This is a genomic window from Stutzerimonas nitrititolerans (assembly GCF_003696285.1).
GTDB lineage: Bacteria > Pseudomonadota > Gammaproteobacteria > Pseudomonadales > Pseudomonadaceae > Stutzerimonas > Stutzerimonas nitrititolerans.
The window spans coordinates 236,011-253,486 of the sequence record NZ_RFFL01000005.1 but is presented as its reverse complement, the minus strand read 5'-3'; the positions used below and the strand labels follow the sequence as shown (position 1 = coordinate 253,486).

Annotated in this window: 16 protein-coding genes and 1 tRNA gene; 13 read left to right on the top strand and 4 right to left on the bottom strand. The window is 62.9% G+C overall.

Going from position 1 to position 17,476, the window contains the following annotated elements; translation table 11 throughout:
• Positions 1-149: 149 nt before the first annotated feature.
• The 5 genes from EA795_RS08575 to EA795_RS08555 all read left to right on the top strand — a co-directional run bounded on the left by EA795_RS08575 (position 150) and on the right by EA795_RS08555 (position 4,686).
• Positions 150-2,261, top strand: a complete 2,112-nt coding sequence (locus tag EA795_RS08575) for a glycoside hydrolase family 5 protein (protein WP_043942529.1) — start codon at positions 150-152, stop codon at positions 2,259-2,261.
• Positions 2,262-2,543: 282 nt separating this feature from the next.
• Positions 2,544-3,326 (top strand): hypothetical protein, encoded by a 783-nt coding sequence (locus tag EA795_RS08570; protein ID WP_122076618.1) that lies wholly within the window; start codon positions 2,544-2,546, stop codon positions 3,324-3,326.
• The gene (locus EA795_RS08565) at positions 3,323-3,754 is read left to right on the top strand and encodes a phage holin family protein (RefSeq protein ID WP_122076614.1); all 432 of its coding nucleotides are present in this window, start codon (positions 3,323-3,325) and stop codon (positions 3,752-3,754) included. The genes EA795_RS08570 and EA795_RS08565 overlap by 4 nt, the downstream gene beginning before the upstream one ends.
• Entirely contained in the window at positions 3,751-4,542 is a 792-nt protein-coding gene (locus EA795_RS08560; protein WP_014851973.1) for a DUF3618 domain-containing protein, read from the top strand. Before EA795_RS08565 ends, EA795_RS08560 begins: the two co-directional genes overlap by 4 nt.
• A gap of 68 nt (positions 4,543-4,610) precedes the next feature.
• Positions 4,611-4,686 (top strand) — tRNA-Thr (locus EA795_RS08555).
• Positions 4,687-4,824: 138 nt separating this feature from the next.
• Here EA795_RS08555 and EA795_RS08550 read toward each other — a convergent pair.
• Positions 4,825-6,060: a polysaccharide pyruvyl transferase family protein gene (locus EA795_RS08550; protein WP_122076611.1), complete on the bottom strand. Its 1,236-nt coding sequence runs from the start codon at positions 6,058-6,060 to the stop codon at positions 4,825-4,827.
• On the bottom strand, positions 6,053-7,327 hold the full coding sequence (locus tag EA795_RS08545; protein ID WP_058073593.1) for a lipopolysaccharide biosynthesis protein: 1,275 nt from the start codon (positions 7,325-7,327) through the stop codon (positions 6,053-6,055). Before EA795_RS08545 ends, EA795_RS08550 begins: the two co-directional genes overlap by 8 nt.
• A gap of 360 nt (positions 7,328-7,687) precedes the next feature.
• Between EA795_RS08545 and EA795_RS08540 the strand changes: the two genes are divergently transcribed.
• From EA795_RS08540 to EA795_RS08520, 5 genes are all read left to right on the top strand, one after another.
• Positions 7,688-8,572: a YihY/virulence factor BrkB family protein gene (locus EA795_RS08540; RefSeq protein WP_014851985.1), complete on the top strand. Its 885-nt coding sequence runs from the start codon at positions 7,688-7,690 to the stop codon at positions 8,570-8,572.
• Between the two features lie 171 nt (positions 8,573-8,743).
• Positions 8,744-9,859: an N-acetylglucosaminyl phosphatidylglycerol synthase gene (gene gpgS / locus EA795_RS08535; RefSeq protein WP_058073592.1), complete on the top strand. Its 1,116-nt coding sequence runs from the start codon at positions 8,744-8,746 to the stop codon at positions 9,857-9,859.
• Entirely contained in the window at positions 9,852-10,616 is a 765-nt protein-coding gene (gpgD, locus tag EA795_RS08530) for an N-acetylglucosaminyl phosphatidylglycerol deacetylase (RefSeq protein ID WP_122076608.1), read from the top strand. Before gpgS ends, gpgD begins: the two co-directional genes overlap by 8 nt.
• Positions 10,613-11,602 (top strand): glucosaminyl phosphatidylglycerol flippase, encoded by a 990-nt coding sequence (gene gpgF, locus EA795_RS08525; RefSeq protein ID WP_122076605.1) that lies wholly within the window; start codon positions 10,613-10,615, stop codon positions 11,600-11,602. Before gpgD ends, gpgF begins: the two co-directional genes overlap by 4 nt.
• 87 nt (positions 11,603-11,689) lie before the next feature.
• Entirely contained in the window at positions 11,690-11,881 is a 192-nt protein-coding gene (locus tag EA795_RS08520) for a CsbD family protein (RefSeq protein ID WP_014851989.1), read from the top strand.
• A gap of 72 nt (positions 11,882-11,953) precedes the next feature.
• Here EA795_RS08520 and fdxA read toward each other — a convergent pair whose 3' ends face one another.
• Positions 11,954-12,277, bottom strand: coding sequence for a ferredoxin FdxA (fdxA, locus tag EA795_RS08515; protein WP_014851990.1), 324 nt, complete (start codon positions 12,275-12,277; stop codon positions 11,954-11,956).
• Between the two features lie 395 nt (positions 12,278-12,672).
• Positions 12,673-15,252 carry a DNA mismatch repair protein MutS gene (mutS, locus tag EA795_RS08505; RefSeq protein WP_014851991.1) on the bottom strand — a complete coding sequence of 860 codons (2,580 nt, stop codon included), beginning with the start codon at positions 15,250-15,252 and terminating at the stop codon, positions 12,673-12,675.
• Between the two features lie 289 nt (positions 15,253-15,541).
• Here mutS and EA795_RS21010 point away from each other — a divergent pair, with 289 nt between their 5' ends.
• The 3 genes from EA795_RS21010 to recA all read left to right on the top strand — a co-directional run bounded on the left by EA795_RS21010 (position 15,542) and on the right by recA (position 17,475).
• A complete protein-coding gene (locus tag EA795_RS21010) occupies positions 15,542-15,709 on the top strand; it encodes a hypothetical protein (RefSeq protein ID WP_158601297.1) in 168 nt (55 codons plus the stop codon).
• A 137-nt stretch (positions 15,710-15,846) separates the two neighbouring features.
• Positions 15,847-16,347 (top strand): CinA family protein, encoded by a 501-nt coding sequence (locus EA795_RS08500; protein ID WP_122076602.1) that lies wholly within the window; start codon positions 15,847-15,849, stop codon positions 16,345-16,347.
• A gap of 84 nt (positions 16,348-16,431) precedes the next feature.
• A complete protein-coding gene (gene recA, locus EA795_RS08495) occupies positions 16,432-17,475 on the top strand; it encodes a recombinase RecA (RefSeq protein ID WP_014851993.1) in 1,044 nt (347 codons plus the stop codon).
• The last annotated feature ends 1 nt before the right edge of the window (position 17,476 follow it).

The following is a 17,476-nucleotide window of genomic DNA, read 5'->3' as shown; positions in this document are numbered from 1 at the left end:
GGAACAGCAGGCCGGACAGGTTGCAAAGTGGCTCGTTCGGTTACGCAGATTGAGATAACTCCGCAAGTAAGCGCCCGCACGACTTTATCAACTCCCGCTACTTTTTTATCGGCTCCGCCTTTAGAAGTATTAAGTTCCGGAGAGACGGCATGTCCATCAATGTTTTTTCTGGTGCCCGCAAAGTTCTCGCGGCTTCTGTCGCCATGGCTGCAGTATTGGGTACTGTCGCAGTTACCGGTGAGGCTCATGCGGCTGTTAATACAGCTTCTGCAGCTGCTGCATTCACCTCGCCAATCAACAAGTTCAATAGCAGCGACTTCGTCAACGGTATCTGGAAAACGACCGCAGGTCTGTCCGTGCCGGCGACTACCGCTTCTATCGCTGCTTTCAAGCCTGGCACTTACATCAAGTTTGCAGATGGCCAGGTCCGCAAGATCACCAAAGTATTCAAAGTCGGTGTGAACCTGAGCGTATACGTAGATGGCGCTCTTCTCGACGGCAAGAAAGTTGGCGCGCCCAAGACCGTCAGCACTGTTTCCAGCGCAGCAGATACTTCTCCTGCTCCGGTGGTTCCTGCTCCCGAGGTTTCGAAGCCTGGTAGCGAAGCACCGAGTGGCATCAGCTATTCGGCGTCGATCAACAACTTCAGCAACAGCGATTGGCTGAATGGCGTCTGGAGAAAGTCGCCCGGTGTCTCCATCGCCGCGACGGATGCCAGCAAGTCTGCCTTCAAAGTCGGCGTTGCCGTCAAGACGGCCGACGGCAAGACGCGCAAGATCACCAAGGTACAACAGGTCGGTAGCAACCTGAGCGTGTTCATGGACGGTGCCGCGCTCGACGGCAATATCGCGGGTGCGCCGAACAAGCTCGCCACGCAGTCAGGCTCTGTCAGCACGCCAGCACCGGCGCCGAATCCGGCACCGACGCCTACGCCTGCTCCCGAGACTTCCGTTTCCAGCGGCCTGAACAACTACACCAACGAGCATTGGGTGAATGGCCTCTGGCGGCAATCTGCCGGCTTTACCATCGCGGCGACTGCGGCCAACCAGAAGTCGTTCGTGGTGGGTGCTTCCGTGAAGCTGGCCGACGGGCAGGTTCGCAAGATCACCAAGGCCCAGCTCAATGGCAGCAACATGAGCGTATTCCTGGACGGTGCCACGCTCGACAGTAGCCGGCATGGTTATCCGAAAACCGTTTCGGTGATCAGCTCGTCCGGTGCGGTGGAAGCGCCTGCACCCGCACCCGCGCCGAACCCGGAAATCACGCCGCCCGCTGGCAAGCCCGGCGATGGCTCCGTGCGCCTGGTGGGTGTGAACCTGTCCGCGGCCGGTTTCGGTGCGCATGTCGCGCTGCCGGGGGTTTACGGCAAGCATTATTCCTATCCGGAAGAGTCGTACTACAAGAAGTACGCGGACAAGGGTATGGACCTGGTGCGCCTGCCGTTCGTCTGGGAGCGTATCCAGCCGAAGCTGAATACCAGCCTGGATTCCGCCGAGCTTGCTCGCCTGATGCAGTCACTCGATTTCGCCCAGAAGCATGGCGTCAAGGTGATCCTGGATCTGCACAACTACTACCGCTACTACGACAAGCTGATTGGCAGCAAGGACGTTCCGATCGACTCTTTCGCCGGCGTCTGGAAGCAGATCGCGCAGAAAGTGGTGAACCACCCGGCTGTGGACGGTTACGGCCTGATGAACGAGCCTTACTCCACCAACGGGCTGTGGCCGCAAGCGGCTGAAGCAGCGGCGAAGGCCATTCGCACGGTGGATGGCAAGCGCTGGATCTACATCGCCGGTGACCGCTACTCGAGCGCCTACCACTTCCCGAAGTACAACACCACGCTGGTCAACAGCCCCTGGATGCGCGACCCGAAGAACAACCTGGTTTATGAAGCGCACATGTACCTGGACAAGGACTACTCGGGTAACTACGCCGACCGTAACGAGAAATTCGCCGCAAACCTTGGCGTGGAGCGCGTCAAGCCCTTCGTTGAATGGCTGAAAGCCAACAAGCTGCGCGGTTACATCGGTGAGCATGGCGTGCCGGACTTCTCGCCATCTGCGATGGTGGCGATGGACAACCTGCTGAGCTACCTGCGCCAGAACTGCATTCCGATGACTTACTGGGCTGCCGGTCCGTGGTGGGGCGAGTATGTGCTCTCGCTGGATACCCTGAGCGGTTCGTATCGCCCACAGCTGCCGATCCTCACCAAGCACGCAGCCGCAGCCAACAGCTGCACCAGCATCGGGCCGCTGCAGTAATAACGGTCTAGCAATGCGACACCAGAACGGGCCTTCGGGCCCGTTTTTTTTCGTCAGGAAAATGCCTTCAGCAAATACCGAAGCCCGCCTTCCGCCAGCCGCAACGGGACCGGACGAGCCCGTCTAGACGGCCGGATAGCGTTACATCGGCATGATGGAACTGAAAATACCTGCCCCGGTCACCTTTTATGTATGCATTGAAACTGCACGGTCACTGCCTCGGTGCGGCGCTGTGTTCCGACAAACCTGGTCTTGCGGCCAAGCCATGCAAAGGTGAATCAGATGACGACACCCGACGAAGAAATCACAGGTTACGGCGGCCAACCCAGAAGCGGCCCGGCGACGCCTGTCTCCGCTTCGAACCCCGCCAGCCAGGATCTCGAACACGTGACGCAGGATGCCAAGCACAAGGCCAGGGAGGCGGCCGAGCAGGTCAAGGCGCAGGGCAAGGAGCAACTGGACAGCTATCGCGACACGGCCGCCGCCGAGATCGAGAAGGTCGCCCAAGGCGCCAAGGCGGCTGCCGCGGAACTCGAGAGCCAGGATCAGACGGGCCTGTCGCATTACGTTGCCGACATGGCGCAGAGCATGGTCAAGCTTGCCGACGACCTGCGCGGCAAAAGCGTCGATCAGCTGTTCGGCGAGGTGAATCGGCTTGCGCGTGACAATCCCGCCTTGTTCATCACCGGCAGCATCGCCCTTGGTTTCGGTCTGACCCGCTTCGCCCGCGCATCCAGCCGGCACACGGAGGACGATTATCACCACGGGAATGGTTCGAGGCGGTTCGCTGATCGTTCGGGACGCGCCGATGATCATCTTCCCAGCCAACATGAAATCAATGAGCACCTCGACAGCGGCGAGCCTGGCGGCACCGTCGGCAGCATCAGCAATGCAGGCGCCGCGTCCACCGCTACCTCCCACACAACGAGCCGCCCATCCGGCACAGGCCTGGGCCAGACCGACACCGCTGCTGGCCTGGGCATGCACGCCACGCCGGGTAGCGATACAGGCGCCGGGTCGGCCGGCCACTATGGCAAAGGCAAAGACGGAGGGCTCTACCCATGAGCGAACAACGCAAAGTGAATACACCGCACGATCCGGCCATGCCCCCGCAGAACGACAGCTCGGTGGGTGGTCTGCTGCGCCAGCTGACTCATGAGGTGCCCTCGCTGGTAACCAAGGAACTGGCGCTGGCCAAGGCCGAACTGAGCGAGTCGATCCGTGCGACCAAGGCGGGCGCCGCCAGTGTCGCAACCGGTGGCGCGGTGTTGATGGGTGGTTTCATCATCCTGCTGATGTCAGCGGTTTATGGCCTGAGCACGGTGATGGCCCCCTGGCTGGCCGCCCTGATCGTCGGCGGCGTGGTGACGGTGATAGGCCTGATCATGGTTTCGGCCGGCAAGAAAAAATTCGAGGCGTCGTCCTTCAAACCCGAGCGCACCATTCACTCGATGAACAAGGATAAAGAAGCCGTGAGGGGGCACACGTCATGAGTACAGGTAACCAGATCAACGCCGAAGCGCAGAAGGACCCCGCGGTCCTCGAGCGCGAAATCGACCAGCAGCGTGCCGAGATCAGCGACATCGTGCATGCACTGGAAAACAAACTGTCTCCCGGCGAACTCATCGACACCGCGCTGGGCTACGTCAAGGGTGGAAGCGGCGAGTTCTTCAGCAACCTCAGCAACACCGTCAAGGCCAACCCGGTTCCCACCGTGCTGACCTCCATCGGGCTGATCTGGTTGATGGCGGGGCAGAACCGCCAACCGCGGCCGCATATCGCCAGTACCAGCGGAACCTCGGTGAAGGACAAATTGGCCGAGTCGAAGGACAGGCTTGCAGACACGTTCTCCGGCCTGAAGCACCAAGGAGCCGATGTGCGCGACAGGACCAGCCAGATGGGACACAACGTGTCCGCCTCGGTCACCGAGGCCAGCCACCGCGTTCGAGACGGCAGCCGGCAGGCTGCGGACAGCCTGCGACACCAGGCCGATCGCGCCCGCGGCGGCTTCAACCATCTGCTCACCGAACAGCCGCTGGCGCTGGGTGCGATCGGCATTGCACTGGGCGCATTGCTGGCTGCCTCGGTACCGCCGACCCGGCGTGAAGACGAGTTGCTGGGCCAGGCCAGTGACAGAATGACCGACAGGCTCCGCCACAAGGCGGAAGAGGGCTACCAGAAAGCCACGGAAATGGGCCAGGAAGTCGTCGACCAGGTCAGGCACGAGGCTGAACGCACCGACACCCAGCGTACCCAGGCCGGACCGACGCCAGGGTTGTGAGGCAAGGAACGGGACGAGTCGGCCGGGCTTGAGTCCGGCCTGACAACGCTCGATAATGCCTCGCTGGCGCCGGTGTAGCTCAGTAGGTAGAGCAGCGCATTCGTAATGCGAAGGTCGGGGGTTCGACTCCTCTCACCGGCACCAATGAAATCAAAGGGTTAGCGAAGGCTAGCCCTTTTTCATTTGGGGCAGTGACCCCGAAATGCCGGTCCCAGCAGACCAGCGGCCAACAGCATTCACTTCACACGGCATCACAGGTGCCCGCTCAGGTTGCGCCAACCCTCACTGCGCCGCCAGCACCGCATCGTTCGCCTTCTGCGCCTGGGTAACGTCTCCCGAGGCGGTTTGCTGATGGAGGGCGATCATGTGCTCGAGGTTGTTGCGCACGCGGTTCTTCATCGCCTCGATCACGGTCTGCAGCTCGGCTTTCTGGGCATCGCCGAACGAGGCGATCAGGGCTGTCGCGGTCAGGCTGATCTCGGCGACCTCGGCGAAGCCGCATGACTGTTTCGGCACCCAGGTTTCGAGAAAGCTCGACAATTTCACTACGCGCTTGGGCAGCAGGGCGATCTGCGGTACGGCATAGGCCAGTGCCGTGATGGCGCCGTGCAAGCTGGTGCCGCAATAGAGCTTGCTGGTGGCGATGCAGCGGATGATGTCCTCGATGTGCCCGCTGTCGACGCGGTAGGCGCGCTCGCCGAGCAGGCTCTGCAGTTTGTCCAGCGGATCGTCGTCGGAGTGGCCGGGCGCCTTGCCGATGGTCAGCAGGGCGATCTTCAGGCCGGTCGTCATGCTGAGTTCGGTGAGCTGCTGGGCGATCGCCTCGATGCGGCGCTTGGCGTGGTGATCGGAGATATGGAAAACGATGTGCCCCGGCTCGCTGGCGACGCTGCCCTGCGGGTACATGTCGGAAATCAGGATGGCGCTGTCCGGTACCAGGTTGTGCTTGATGCCGAGCCTGTCGAGCTCGGCGGAGGTTTCCATGTCGCGCACCGAGATATAGCTGCAATCCCTGAGGTTGCGCGCGATCGCCGCGTTGATCAGTGGATTCTTCCGGCTGATCTCGTTGCCGCCAACGCTGTTGTACATCACCTGCAGACCGGGGAAGTCGCGCTCGCCCGGAACCAGCGGCAGGTCCGAGGGGATGGAGGTCAGGGCGCGGCTGAGACGGATGAACAACTTCTGTCCGAGCAGGTAGGGGCTGGCCTTGATCGGGTAGTAGAGCGCCTGGGGAGCCAGGTAGCCGATGATGCTCTCCCACTGGGCGGTCAGGCACTCACCGCCGGCGACGATCAGCAGCGTCTTGGGCTGTGAGCGAGTCGCCTCCAGCGCCTTCTTCAACGGCACGGTCGGCAGTGCGCCGTAGCGGGAAAGGTTGGATTTCTTGGTTGCGGCGACCTGTACCCTGAAGCGCTCGTTGGCTTCCAGGTAGCGCTTGAGGATGATCGCGAAGAGCAGATCGCCATAGTTGTGCCGGTCGTAGGCTCCGTAGACGATGACACTGGTCCGGTCAGTCATGGCTTTGCACTCCTTTGATTTTCTTGAACTGGATGTACAACAGGAAATTTTTCAGAAACAGCGCGACGGCCGTGGCGAAGCAGGCGCCGTTGACGCCGTAGCGAGGAATCAGCAACAGGTTGAGCGCCACGTTGATCACGCAGGCCGCGATGTTGTAGTTCAGGTACTGCCGGTGGTGGCCGGTCATGGTCATGAAGATGCCCAGCGGCCCGGCAGCCAGCACGAAGAAGTAACCGCTCGCCAGCACCAGTAGCGGGAACATGCCTTGCTCGCGGTACTGCTCGCCGAACACGGCGAGGATGTAATCGTGCAGTACCGCGATGGCCAGCAGGATGATCGCCGCCAGCCCCAGCATCACTCGTGAATACCTGCCGACGATGGCAAAGGTGCCGGCGCGATCGGCGCTGGTCCAGCGCCGGGAGATTTCGGGGCCGATGGTGCCGTTGATGATGAACAGCAGGGTCGTGGAAAGCGCAGCCACCTTGGCGCAGATGTAGTAGATGCTGACTTCCGCGGCAGAGCGCAGCATGCCCAGCAGCAGAGTGTCCGACAGTTCGATGATGCTGTTCATCACCGCGATCAACATCAGCGGCGTACACAGCAGCAGCATTTCTTTCCAGCCGACCGCACCGCTCTGCGGCGTGGAATTCAGGCTCATCTTCGCTCGTGCCACCGAGCCGAGCGTGGCCAGCAGGTAGCTCACGGCGAAGCAGCCGACGACGGTGGTCAGCTCGTTGCCCAGGATCGACACCAGCACCAACGTCAATGCCGGTTGGCAGGCGGTCTGCCAGAACAGCCCTTCGCTGGTCCTGTGCCGGGCCTTGAGCGTTTCGCTGGCGATATTGGTCAGCGACAGGCCCACGGCTGCGACGCCGAAGAGAACGGCGGCGTGCTGGAAATGGGCTTGAGTGGTTTCGGAAAAAAGCACTACCAGCAGGCCGATCGCCACGGCGGGGACGTTCGCCATCAGCGCCAGGATCAATGCCCTGTTGAGGTAGCTGCTCTGTTGCTCGGCGCGCAGGGCCGAGATGTTCTTCAGGCAGGCGACGTCCAGCCCGAGACGCGATATCAGCGACACGAAGGTGCCCAGCGCGATGCAGAAGAACAGGGTGCCCGCCAGGTCCGGCACCAGCAAACGGGCCAGGAGGATGTTCAGGCCCAGCGTCGCGCCTGCGCCACTGCCTTTGGTGAGAATCAGGCGGGCGTATCGGAACAGCTCGGCTTTCATTCGTGACTCGCTGGCGTCCGTGGCAATGGCCGACTTCATCAATGCTCCTGCTACCCTAAAGCGGCGTAAGCCATCCCTGGTACGTTGATATGGTGTTCGCGGAACGAACGGGATGGTCTGCTGCGAATCGGCGGCGCCGCGCAGCGCTCCTGTTCGGTCGCCGTACGGCCCGTTGGCGTCGGACGGCGAAGTTTCGTGACAGCATCCAGAGCGCTGAAGCCTCTGAAAGTTCCGCGTGCAGGTGGTGCGCGCGCGATCAATGGTCGATCCGCTGCGCCGTCGCCAAGGCTCCGGGATGAAGCGAACTCTGGGCGGGCGCAACCGTCCATTTCCATGAGGCCGTCGAAAACTGGCAGGTAATTTTTCGGTCGTTAATTAAGGTTGGGTGAGGGGAGAGGCATGGCAATCCTGGATACGCGGGGCATAGGCGGCATCACGTTGCTCAAGCGCACTTTCAAGGAGTTCAGCAAGGACGACATGTCCACCTATGCGTCGGCGCTGGCGTACCGGGCGCTGTTCTCGCTGTTTCCCTTCCTGCTGTTTCTGATGGCATTGCTGGGCTTCCTGCAACTGCCCGAGTTCTTCGCCTGGCTGCGCGAACAGGCCACCCTGGTACTGCCGCCCGTGGCGCTGGAGCAGGTCAACCCGGTCATCGATCAGTTGCAGCAGAAAAAGAGCGGGCTGATGTCGGTGGGCATCATGGTGGCGCTGTGGACGGCCTCGGTGGGCGTGCGGGCGCTGATGAACGCGATGAACCGGGCCTACGGCGTCGAAGAAGGAAGGCCGGCGTGGAAACTGATGCTGTTGTCGCTGCTCTATACGGTCGGCATTGCCGTCACGCTGCTGACAGTCGCCGGGCTGATGGTGCTGGGGCCGCAGATCATGGAGTGGCTGGCCGCCCAGGTCGGGCTGCAGGAAATCGTGGTGGTGCTCTGGTCCTGGCTGCGCTGGCCGGCGGCGATCTTTCTGATGATGCTGATGGTCGCGCTGCTCTATTACGTCACGCCGGATGTGGAGCAGGAGTTTCGCTTCATCACGCCCGGTTCGGTGCTGGCGGTGGTCGTGTGGATCGCCGCGTCGGTGGGTTTCGGCCTGTATGTACAGAATTTCGCCAATTACGACGCTACCTACGGCGGGATCGGCGCCATCATCGTGTTGCTGCTGTACTTCTACATATCGTCCGCGGTGCTGCTGCTCGGTGCGGAGCTCAATGCGGTGATCGAACATGCTTCGGTCGAGGGCAAGGAGCCTGGCGACAAGGAGATCGCGGACGAAGCGAAGTGATCCGCGCAGCAACGAAGCGTGCGACGAAGCGGGAACAGAGCCTACGGCAAAAGGTCCATTGATTTCATTGCAGAATCTTTCCAGGCAGCAGTGATTGCGCGTCGTCGAGTCGATGCGGATCGGTTGCCTGCCAGCGAGAGGCTCTGCATCGAAACCGACGGAGACGCTTCATTGCACATCGCCGACATGACCATGTTCTACGCACCCGCCAGTGGTGGCGTGCGTACCTATCTCGAAGCCAAACATCGTCGCCTGCAACTCTATTCGGGGGTGCGCCACAGCATTCTGGTCCCGGGTCGCGATTACAGTCACAACGCCGGCGTTTATGAAGTCCCGGCGCCAGTGCTGCCCTTCGGCAAGGGTTATCGCTTTCCGGTACGCCGTGCGCCCTGGCGCAATCTGCTGCGCTCGTTGCGTCCAGACCTGATCGAGGTCGGCGACCCCTACATGACTGCCTGGGCCGCGCTGGACGCGGGGCGGCGGCTGGACGTTCCGGTGATCGGCTTCTACCACTCGGACCTGCCGCTGCTGGTCGGCAACCGTCTCGGACACTGGCTGGGTGCCAACCTGAATGGCTATGTCGCGCGGCTCTACGGCAGTTTCGACCGTGTGCTGGCGCCCAGCCAGGCGATGGCCAGCAAGTTGATCGCGCTGGGCGTGCGCAACGTCTATGTCCAGCCGCTGGGAGTCGATCTGGAGACCTTCCAGCCCAGCCGTCGTGATCCGGGTCTGAGGGAAGAGCTCGGCCTGGCGGACGATACGCGGCTGCTGATCTTCGCCGGACGCGGTTCGCGGGAGAAGAATCTGGGCGTTCTGCTGGAGACCGCTCGCCAGCTGGGCGCGGACTATCACCTGCTGCTGGTCGGTTCGGGCATGCCCCGACAGGTGCCCTCGAACGTGACGGTCGTCAACCGCTTCTGTCCCGCCATCGAGGTCGCACGGCTGATGGCCAGCTGCGATGTGTTGCTGCACGCCGGCAACCAGGAGACCTTCGGGCTGGTGGTGCTGGAAGCCATGGCCAGCGGGATTCCGGTGGTGGCGGCGCGGGCCGGTGCGCTGCCCGAGCTGGTGCCCTTTCACAGCGGACGCCTGTGCCGGCCGTTGGATGCCGCCGCCATGGCTCAGGCGGTGCGGGAGCTGTTCGATTGCGATCACCGTTTGCTCGGCCGGCAGGCGCGCCAGCACGTCGAGGCGCATCATGCTTGGGATGCGGTGGTGGCCGGCCTGCTGACGCACTATCACGCCGTGCTGGGTACCGCCAACCTGCCGGTCGCCGTGCATGGCTGACCGGTCGCTGATGCTGGTGCTGCATGATGTGGCGCCGGAAACCTGGGCGGATTACCGATCCTTCGTCGCGGCCGTCGATGCGCTGGGGGCTGTTCCCATGACCTGGCTGGTGGTGCCGGATTTCCACCGCCGCAACCGGCTCGACGAGCACCCGCAGTTCTGCCGCATGCTCGAGCAGCGCCTGGCGCGGGGCGACGAGCTGGTGCTGCATGGTTTCCACCATCTGGACGAGGCGCCGATGCCGCGCGGGCCGCATGAGTGGTTCATGCGTCGCGTGCTGACCCATGAAGGGGAGTTCTATGCCCTGAGCGAAACCGATGCCGCCCGGCGTCTGGAGCAGGGCATGGCGATGTTCCGGCAATTCGGTTGGCCGGTGCATGGTTTCGTGGCGCCGGGCTGGCTGCTGGGCGCCGGCGCACGACGCGCGTTGGCGGCGACGGGGCTGGTTTATACGAGTGACGTCAGGCAGCTGCGGCTGCTCCCGGACTTCACCGGCATCGAAGCGCCGTCGCTGGTCTGGAGTGCTCGCAGCGCCTGGCGCCGGGGCCTTTCCCGGCAGGTCAGCGAGCGGCTGCTCGCACGCCACAGGCAAGCAGCGGTGCTGCGGCTGGGTATTCATCCGGTGGACATGCGCTACGAGTACTCACGGCGCTACTGGCTGGATACCCTGGGCCGCCTGCTGGCTGACGGGCGTACGCCGATGACCAAGATCGACTGGCTAGGGAGCAATGCGTTGCGACTGGGCGCAGTGGCATGAGCCGTCATTGGTGGATCCTGGCGGCAGCCTTGACCGGGGCCGTGCTGATTCCGCTGTTGCTGGGCGGCAGTGGACTGTTCGGCCGTTTGCGCAGCTTTCCGCTCGATCTACTGGCGCTGATGCTCGGCATGATCGTGCTGGGCTGGTACCTCAACGCGCAGCGTCTGCGCCTGTTGGTCGGCCGCCGGACGCTGGCCCAGAGGCGTGCGATAGGCATCGTCATGGCGACGGAGTTCGCCATCTGCGCCACGCCGGGTGGGGCTGGCGGGCCGTTGACGCTGATGGCATTGTTGATGCGCCATGGCGTGCCGCCTTCGAAGGGCACCGCCACCTATGCGGTGGAGCAATTGAGCGACCTGTTGTTCTTCATCTGCGCATTGGTCGGCGTGCTCATCTTCGCGCTGACGCATGCGATGAATGCCTATATCGCCAGCCTGCTGGGCATCACCACGGCACTACTGATCGGTGTGGTGGTGGTGCTGGCATTGCTCGGGCGTTTCCATCGCCAGGTGTTTCTGCTCAATGGCTGGCTGGTCGGGCGTCTCGGGGTGAAGCAGCGGCGCAAGCGCCGTTGGGCGCGCAAGATGATCCGCTTCCGGAACGCACTGCTCGACTGTTTTCGCTTGCCGCGCCGCGTGCTGCTGGGGGTGTTCGCCCTCACCACGCTGCACTGGCTGCTGCGCTACAGCGTGCTCTATCTGACCTTGCGCGGGCTCGGCAGCGAGCTTGCCTGGGCCTGGACCTTCATCGTCCAGTTGCTGGCGCTGACTGCCGGCCAGTTCAGCCTGCTTCCGGGTGGTGCTGGCAGTGCCGATCTGGCGTCTGCGGCCTTGCTGACGCCGCTGGTGGGCAAATCCACCACCGCGGCGGCCATCCTGATCTGGCGCTTCGTGACCTACTACTTCTATCTGATCGTCGGTGCGCCGGTGTTCGTTCACCTGGCCGGCCGGACGCTGTTCAGGCTGCTGCGTACTCGACAGGGCTGAAGCGTACCGTTCCTCGGAAAAGCGCAACCGGAGCCGTTCAGCCCTGTCACAACATTGTGACCTTTGACAGATAGAAGGAGAAGCGCCATGAGCAGCACTGAAGACAAGATGAAGGGCAAAGCCAACGAAGGTATCGGCAAGGTCAAGCAGGGCATCGGCGAGGCTACCGATAACCCGCGCCTGAAAGGCGAAGGCCAGAGCCAGGAACTGAAGGGCGAAGCCCAGCAGGTCAAGGGCAACGTGAAAGACGCTGTGAAAAAGGGCGTCGACAGAGCCTGATCGGTCTGCGGAAACAAAAATGCCCGTCTCCAAGAGACGGGCATTTTTCGTTCAGCGGCGTGGCGCGCTAAATCAACGCTCGAGGTACTGCAGTTTATCCTTCACGCCGTCCCACTCTTCGGCGTCCGGCAGCGAGTCCTTCTTCTCGGTAATGTTCGGCCAGACTTCGGCCAGATCGGCGTTCAGCTCGATGTATTCCTGCTGGTCTTCCGGTACCTCGTCTTCGGAGAAGATCGCTTGGGCGGGGCATTCCGGCTCGCACAGCGCGCAGTCGATGCACTCGTCCGGGTGGATGACCAGGAAGTTCGGGCCTTCGTAGAAACAGTCCACCGGACAGACTTCTACGCAATCGGTGTATTTGCACTTGATGCAGTTGTCGGTGACGACGAAGGTCATTTCTATTATCTCCTCAGGCGTTTCGGGTGGCGTGGCAGTGACGCCCCCGGTTCGGCAGGCTTGGGCGGCACCAGGCAAATGCCGCTCATGTCCAAAAATGCGCGCGATTCTAGCAGCTTTTATTAGGGTCTGTTGCCGTTTCATCGCGTCCGCGCCGGAGCCTGTTTTTGCGCGAGGCAAGGCACGAGGAGCGAAGTTTGGTCGTTCCAAATAAGCGACGAGGAACGCCGCATCGCGCAAAAACAGGCCCGGCCCGAAGGGTTGCGCGGCAAATGTCGCCATGCGGCGTTGCGGGACTTGGCAAGGGAACCACCATTGCCTGCGTCCCGCGCCTTGCCTGGCGCCTTTTGTCGCAGCAACGCGGATTGCGCTGAAACGGCAACAGACCCTAGCGATCAGACCTGCGTTTTCAGGCTGTATAGCAGTTCCAGAGCCTGACGCGGCGTCAAGTCATCGGGTTGGACCTTGCCCAGCGCCTCGATGACCGGGTGCGGCAGGCTGGCAAACAGGTCGTTCTGCAAGGGCGGTGCGGGTTGGCCGGGGGCTATTTTCGGCATTTCATGGGGCAGGCTGGTGGTTTCCAGGCGCGACAGATGGTCGCGGGCACGCTGGATCACCTCGCCCGGCACGCCGGCCAGTTGTGCCACCGCCAGGCCGTAGCTCTGGCTGGCCGGGCCGGGCAGCACATGGTGCAGGAAGACGATGCGCTCGTTGTGCTCTGTGGCCGACAGGTGCACGTTGGCCACCACCGGCTCGCTTTCCGGCAGTACGGTCAGTTCGAAGTAGTGCGTGGCGAACAGGGTGAAGGCGCGCAGCTTGGCCAGGTGCTCGGCGGCGGCCCAGGCCAGCGACAGGCCGTCGAAGGTGCTGGTGCCACGCCCCACTTCGTCCATCAGCACCAGGCTGCGGTCGCTGGCGTTGTGCAGGATATTGGCAGTTTCGCTCATCTCCACCATGAAGGTGGAGCGCCCACCGGCCAGGTCATCGCTGGAGCCGATGCGGGTGAAGATGCGGTCCACGAGCGACAGCTCACAGGCCGCCGCCGGGACGAAGCTGCCGATCTGCGCCAGCAGCACGATCAAGGCGGTCTGGCGCATATAGGTGGATTTACCGCCCATGTTCGGCCCTGTGATTACCAGCATGCGGGTCTCGTCGTCGAGGCTCAGGTCGTTGGCGACGAAGGGCGTGGTCAGCACCTGCTCGACCACCGGATGGCGGCCCTGCTCGATGCGCAGGCAAGGCTGCTCGACGAAGCGCGGGCGGTTCAGGTCGAGGGTCAGCGCACGTTCGGCAAGGTTGCTCAGCACGTCCAGCTCGGCCAGCGCGGCGGCGGATTCCTGCAGCGGCGCCAGATGGCCGATCAGCAATTCCAGCAATTCTTCGTAGAGCTGCTTTTCACGGGCCAGGGCGCGGCTCTTGGCCGACAGCGCCTTGTCCTCGAATTCCTTGAGCTCCGGCGTGATGAAACGCTCGGCGCCCTTGAGCGTCTGCCGGCGGATGTAGTCGGCCGGTGCGGATTCGGCCTGCTTGCTCGGCAGTTCGATGAAGTAGCCATGCACACGGTTGTAGCCGACCTTGAGGTTGGCCAGGCCCGTGCGTGCCTTCTCGCGCGTCTCCAGGTCCATCAGGTACTGGCCGGCGTTTTCGGAGAGCGACTGCAGCTCGTCCAGCTCGGCGTCGTAGCCGGTCTTGAGCACGCCGCCGTCACGGATCACCGCCGGCGGATTATCGATGATCGCCTTGGCCAGCAGGTCGGCCAGTTCGGGGTAGGTGCGGATGCTCGCGGCCAGCTCAATCAGGTGCGGCGCGACCAACTCCTGCATGCCAGCCTGTAGCTGCGGCAGGGCGGCCAGGGCGTCACGCAGACGCGCCAGGTCACGCGGACGGGCGTTGCGCAGGCCGATGCGGGCGAGGATGCGTTCCAGGTCGCCGATGTCCTTGAGCTGTGGCTGGATCTGCTCGAAGCGGTAGTGTTCCAGCAGGCAGGTGATCGAGTCCTGGCGCGCTTCCAGCACCTGGCGGTCGCGTAGCGGACGGTTCAGCCAGCGGCTCAGCAGGCGCGAACCCATGGCGGTCTGGCAACGGTCGACCACCGATTGCAGGGTGTTGTCGCGACCGCCACCGAGGTTGATGTCCAGCTCCAGATTGCGCCGGGTGGCGCCGTCCAGCACCACGCTGTCGTCGAGGCGTTCATGGCGCAGGCTGCGCAGATGGTGCAGGGCGGTGCGCTGGGTTTCCTTGGCGTAGGTCAGCAGGCAGCCGGCGGCGCCGATGGCCAAGGTCAGTTTCTCGCAACCGAAGCCTTTCAGATCCTGGGTCGCAAACTGCTGGCAGAGGCCCTTGAAGGCGCTGTCGCGGTCGAAATCCCAGGGCGCGCGCCGACGAACGCCACGGCGTTTTTCCAACGGCAGGCCGGCGGGCCAATCATCGGGGATCATCAGTTCGGCGGGGTTCAGGCGCTCGACTTCGGCCAGCAGGGTTTCCCAACCGCCGAATTCCTGCACGCTGAAGCGGCCACTGGTGATGTCCAGCACCGAGAGTCCGAAGAGTCTTTCATCGCCGACCACGGCGGCGAGCAGATTGTCGCGATGCTCGTCGAGCAGTGCTTCGTCGCTCACCGTGCCGGGGGTGATGATGCGCACCACCTGACGCTCCACCGGGCCCTTGCTGGTAGCCGGATCGCCGATCTGCTCGCAGATCACCACCGATTCGCCGAGCTTCACCAGGCGGCTTAGATAGCCTTCGGCGGAATGAAAGGGAATCCCGGCCATGGGAATAGCATTGCCACCCGACTGGCCGCGCGCGGTGAGGGTGATGTCCAGCAGCTTGGCAGCCTTCTTGGCGTCCTCGTAGAACAACTCGTAGAAGTCGCCCATGCGGTAGAACATCAGCTGATCCGGATGCTCGCGCTTGAGCTTCCAGTATTGCTGCATCATCGGGGTGTGTTTGGACAGGTCTTGAACGTCTTTGGTCATCGGTTTTCTGGGCTGAGACGGTGGGGCAGGCCGGGCTGGATCGAGACCGTACGGGGCATGGAAGGCAATGTGCATCAGCCTCCGGTCGATCATCCGCCCTGGGCAGCCGGTGGGGCTGCCGGCTGCCTGATGGTGGGCGAAGGTTAACACGGGCTATCGCCAGCCAGCAGCCGAAGCCGTCTCCTTGGGGCAAAAGTGGCGACCATGAATCGGACTGACGGGCGCCACCTTTTCCCCCTGCGTCGTTCGAATGCCAGGAGGCCACTGGCGGCCTCGTCGGAGGTGAACCATGCAAGACGAACGCGACCCGAACGATCCGAAATCCCAGGAGCCTTTGCCCGGCGATCCGGACGGCGCCAGCATCGACGATGCTCCCATGTCGGAGCCGGATAATGGCGAGCTGACCGACGAGGACGTCGATATGTTCGAAGACGACCCGGACATCCCGCGGGTATGACGGGGCTTCCGAATCGGTGAACGGCCCCGCTTCGGCGGGGCTCGTTTTTTCTCTAAACCTCGTAGTTGTTCGCACGGCTGTGCGTCTTGTCCGACTGGGGTAGGCTGTGCCTCTTTCAATGCCGTCGAGGAGTTGCGATGAACCCGATCGAAGCACTGGCTGCCGACCTGGGCCGTGCGCTGCAGCTTGCTGGTGCGCACGTCACCACCGCCGAATCCTGTACCGGTGGCGGTATCGCCGAAGCCATCACGCGCATCGCCGGTAGCTCGGCCTGGTTCGAGGCGGGCTTCGTCACCTATTCCAATGAGCAGAAGACACGCCAGCTGGGCGTGCCGGCGCCGTTGTTCGAGCAGGTCGGTGCGGTGAGTCGGGAAGTGGTCGAGGCCATGGCACGTGGCGCGCAACGAGGCAGCGGCGCGCGCTTTGCCGTCGCGGTCAGCGGCGTGGCCGGGCCGGGCGGCGGCTCGCCGGAGAAGCCGGTCGGCACCGTGTGGCTGGCCTGGTCGGCGTCCGATCGGATGTTCGCTCGGCGCTTCCAGTTCACCGGCGACCGTCAGGCGGTGCGTGAGCAGAGCGTAGAGGCGGCGCTCGTCGGTTTGATCAGCCTGGTCAATGGAGAAAATCCCCTTCAGGGCTAGGCGATCAAATTTGCCTATGCTCTAATACTGTCTACTTATACAGTTGTTGCGGCCTCTGGCCCTCTTGATCAAGTGAGGATTGTAATGGACGAGAACAAGAAGCGTGCCTTGGCCGCTGCCCTGGGCCAGATCGAAAAGCAGTTCGGCAAAGGCGCGGTCATGCGCATGGGCGATCATGATCGCCAGGCGATCCCTTCTATTTCCACCGGCTCCCTGGGGCTGGATATCGCCCTCGGCATAGGCGGTCTGCCGAAAGGCCGGATCGTCGAAATCTACGGCCCGGAATCTTCGGGTAAAACCACCCTGACCCTCTCGGTCATCGCCGCCGCCCAGAGAATGGGCTCCACCTGCGCCTTCGTCGATGCCGAGCATGCGCTGGACCCCGATTACGCCGGCAAGCTGGGCGTCAACGTCGACGACCTGCTGGTGTCGCAGCCCGACACGGGCGAGCAGGCGCTGGAAATCACCGACATGCTGGTGCGCTCCAATGCAGTGGACGTGATCATCGTCGACTCCGTGGCAGCGCTGGTGCCCAAGGCGGAAATCGAAGGTGAGATGGGCGATGCCCACGTCGGTCTGCAGGCCCGCCTGATGTCTCAGGCGCTACGCAAGATCACCGGCAACATCAAGAACGCCAACTGCCTGGTGATCTTCATCAACCAGATCCGCATGAAGATCGGCGTGATGTTCGGCAGCCCGGAAACCACCACCGGCGGTAACGCGCTTAAGTTCTACGCTTCGGTCCGTCTGGACATCCGCCGTACCGGCGCGGTGAAGGAAGGCGACGAAGTGGTGGGCAGCGAAACCCGCGTCAAGGTCGTCAAGAACAAGGTGGCCCCGCCGTTCCGCCAGGCCGAGTTCCAGATCCTCTACGGCAAGGGCATCTACCGCAACGGCGAGATCATCGATCTCGGCGTGCAGCAGGGCCTGGTGGAGAAATCCGGTGCCTGGTACGCCTACAAGGGCAGCAAGATCGGCCAGGGCAAGGCCAATGCGGCCAAGTATCTGGAAGAGAACCCCGAGATCGGCCAGGAGATCGAACAGCAGATTCGCGCCAAGCTGCTGGTGACTTCGGCCAATACCAAGGCCACCCCGGTAGCCGAAGATCTGGCGGACGCCGACATCTGAT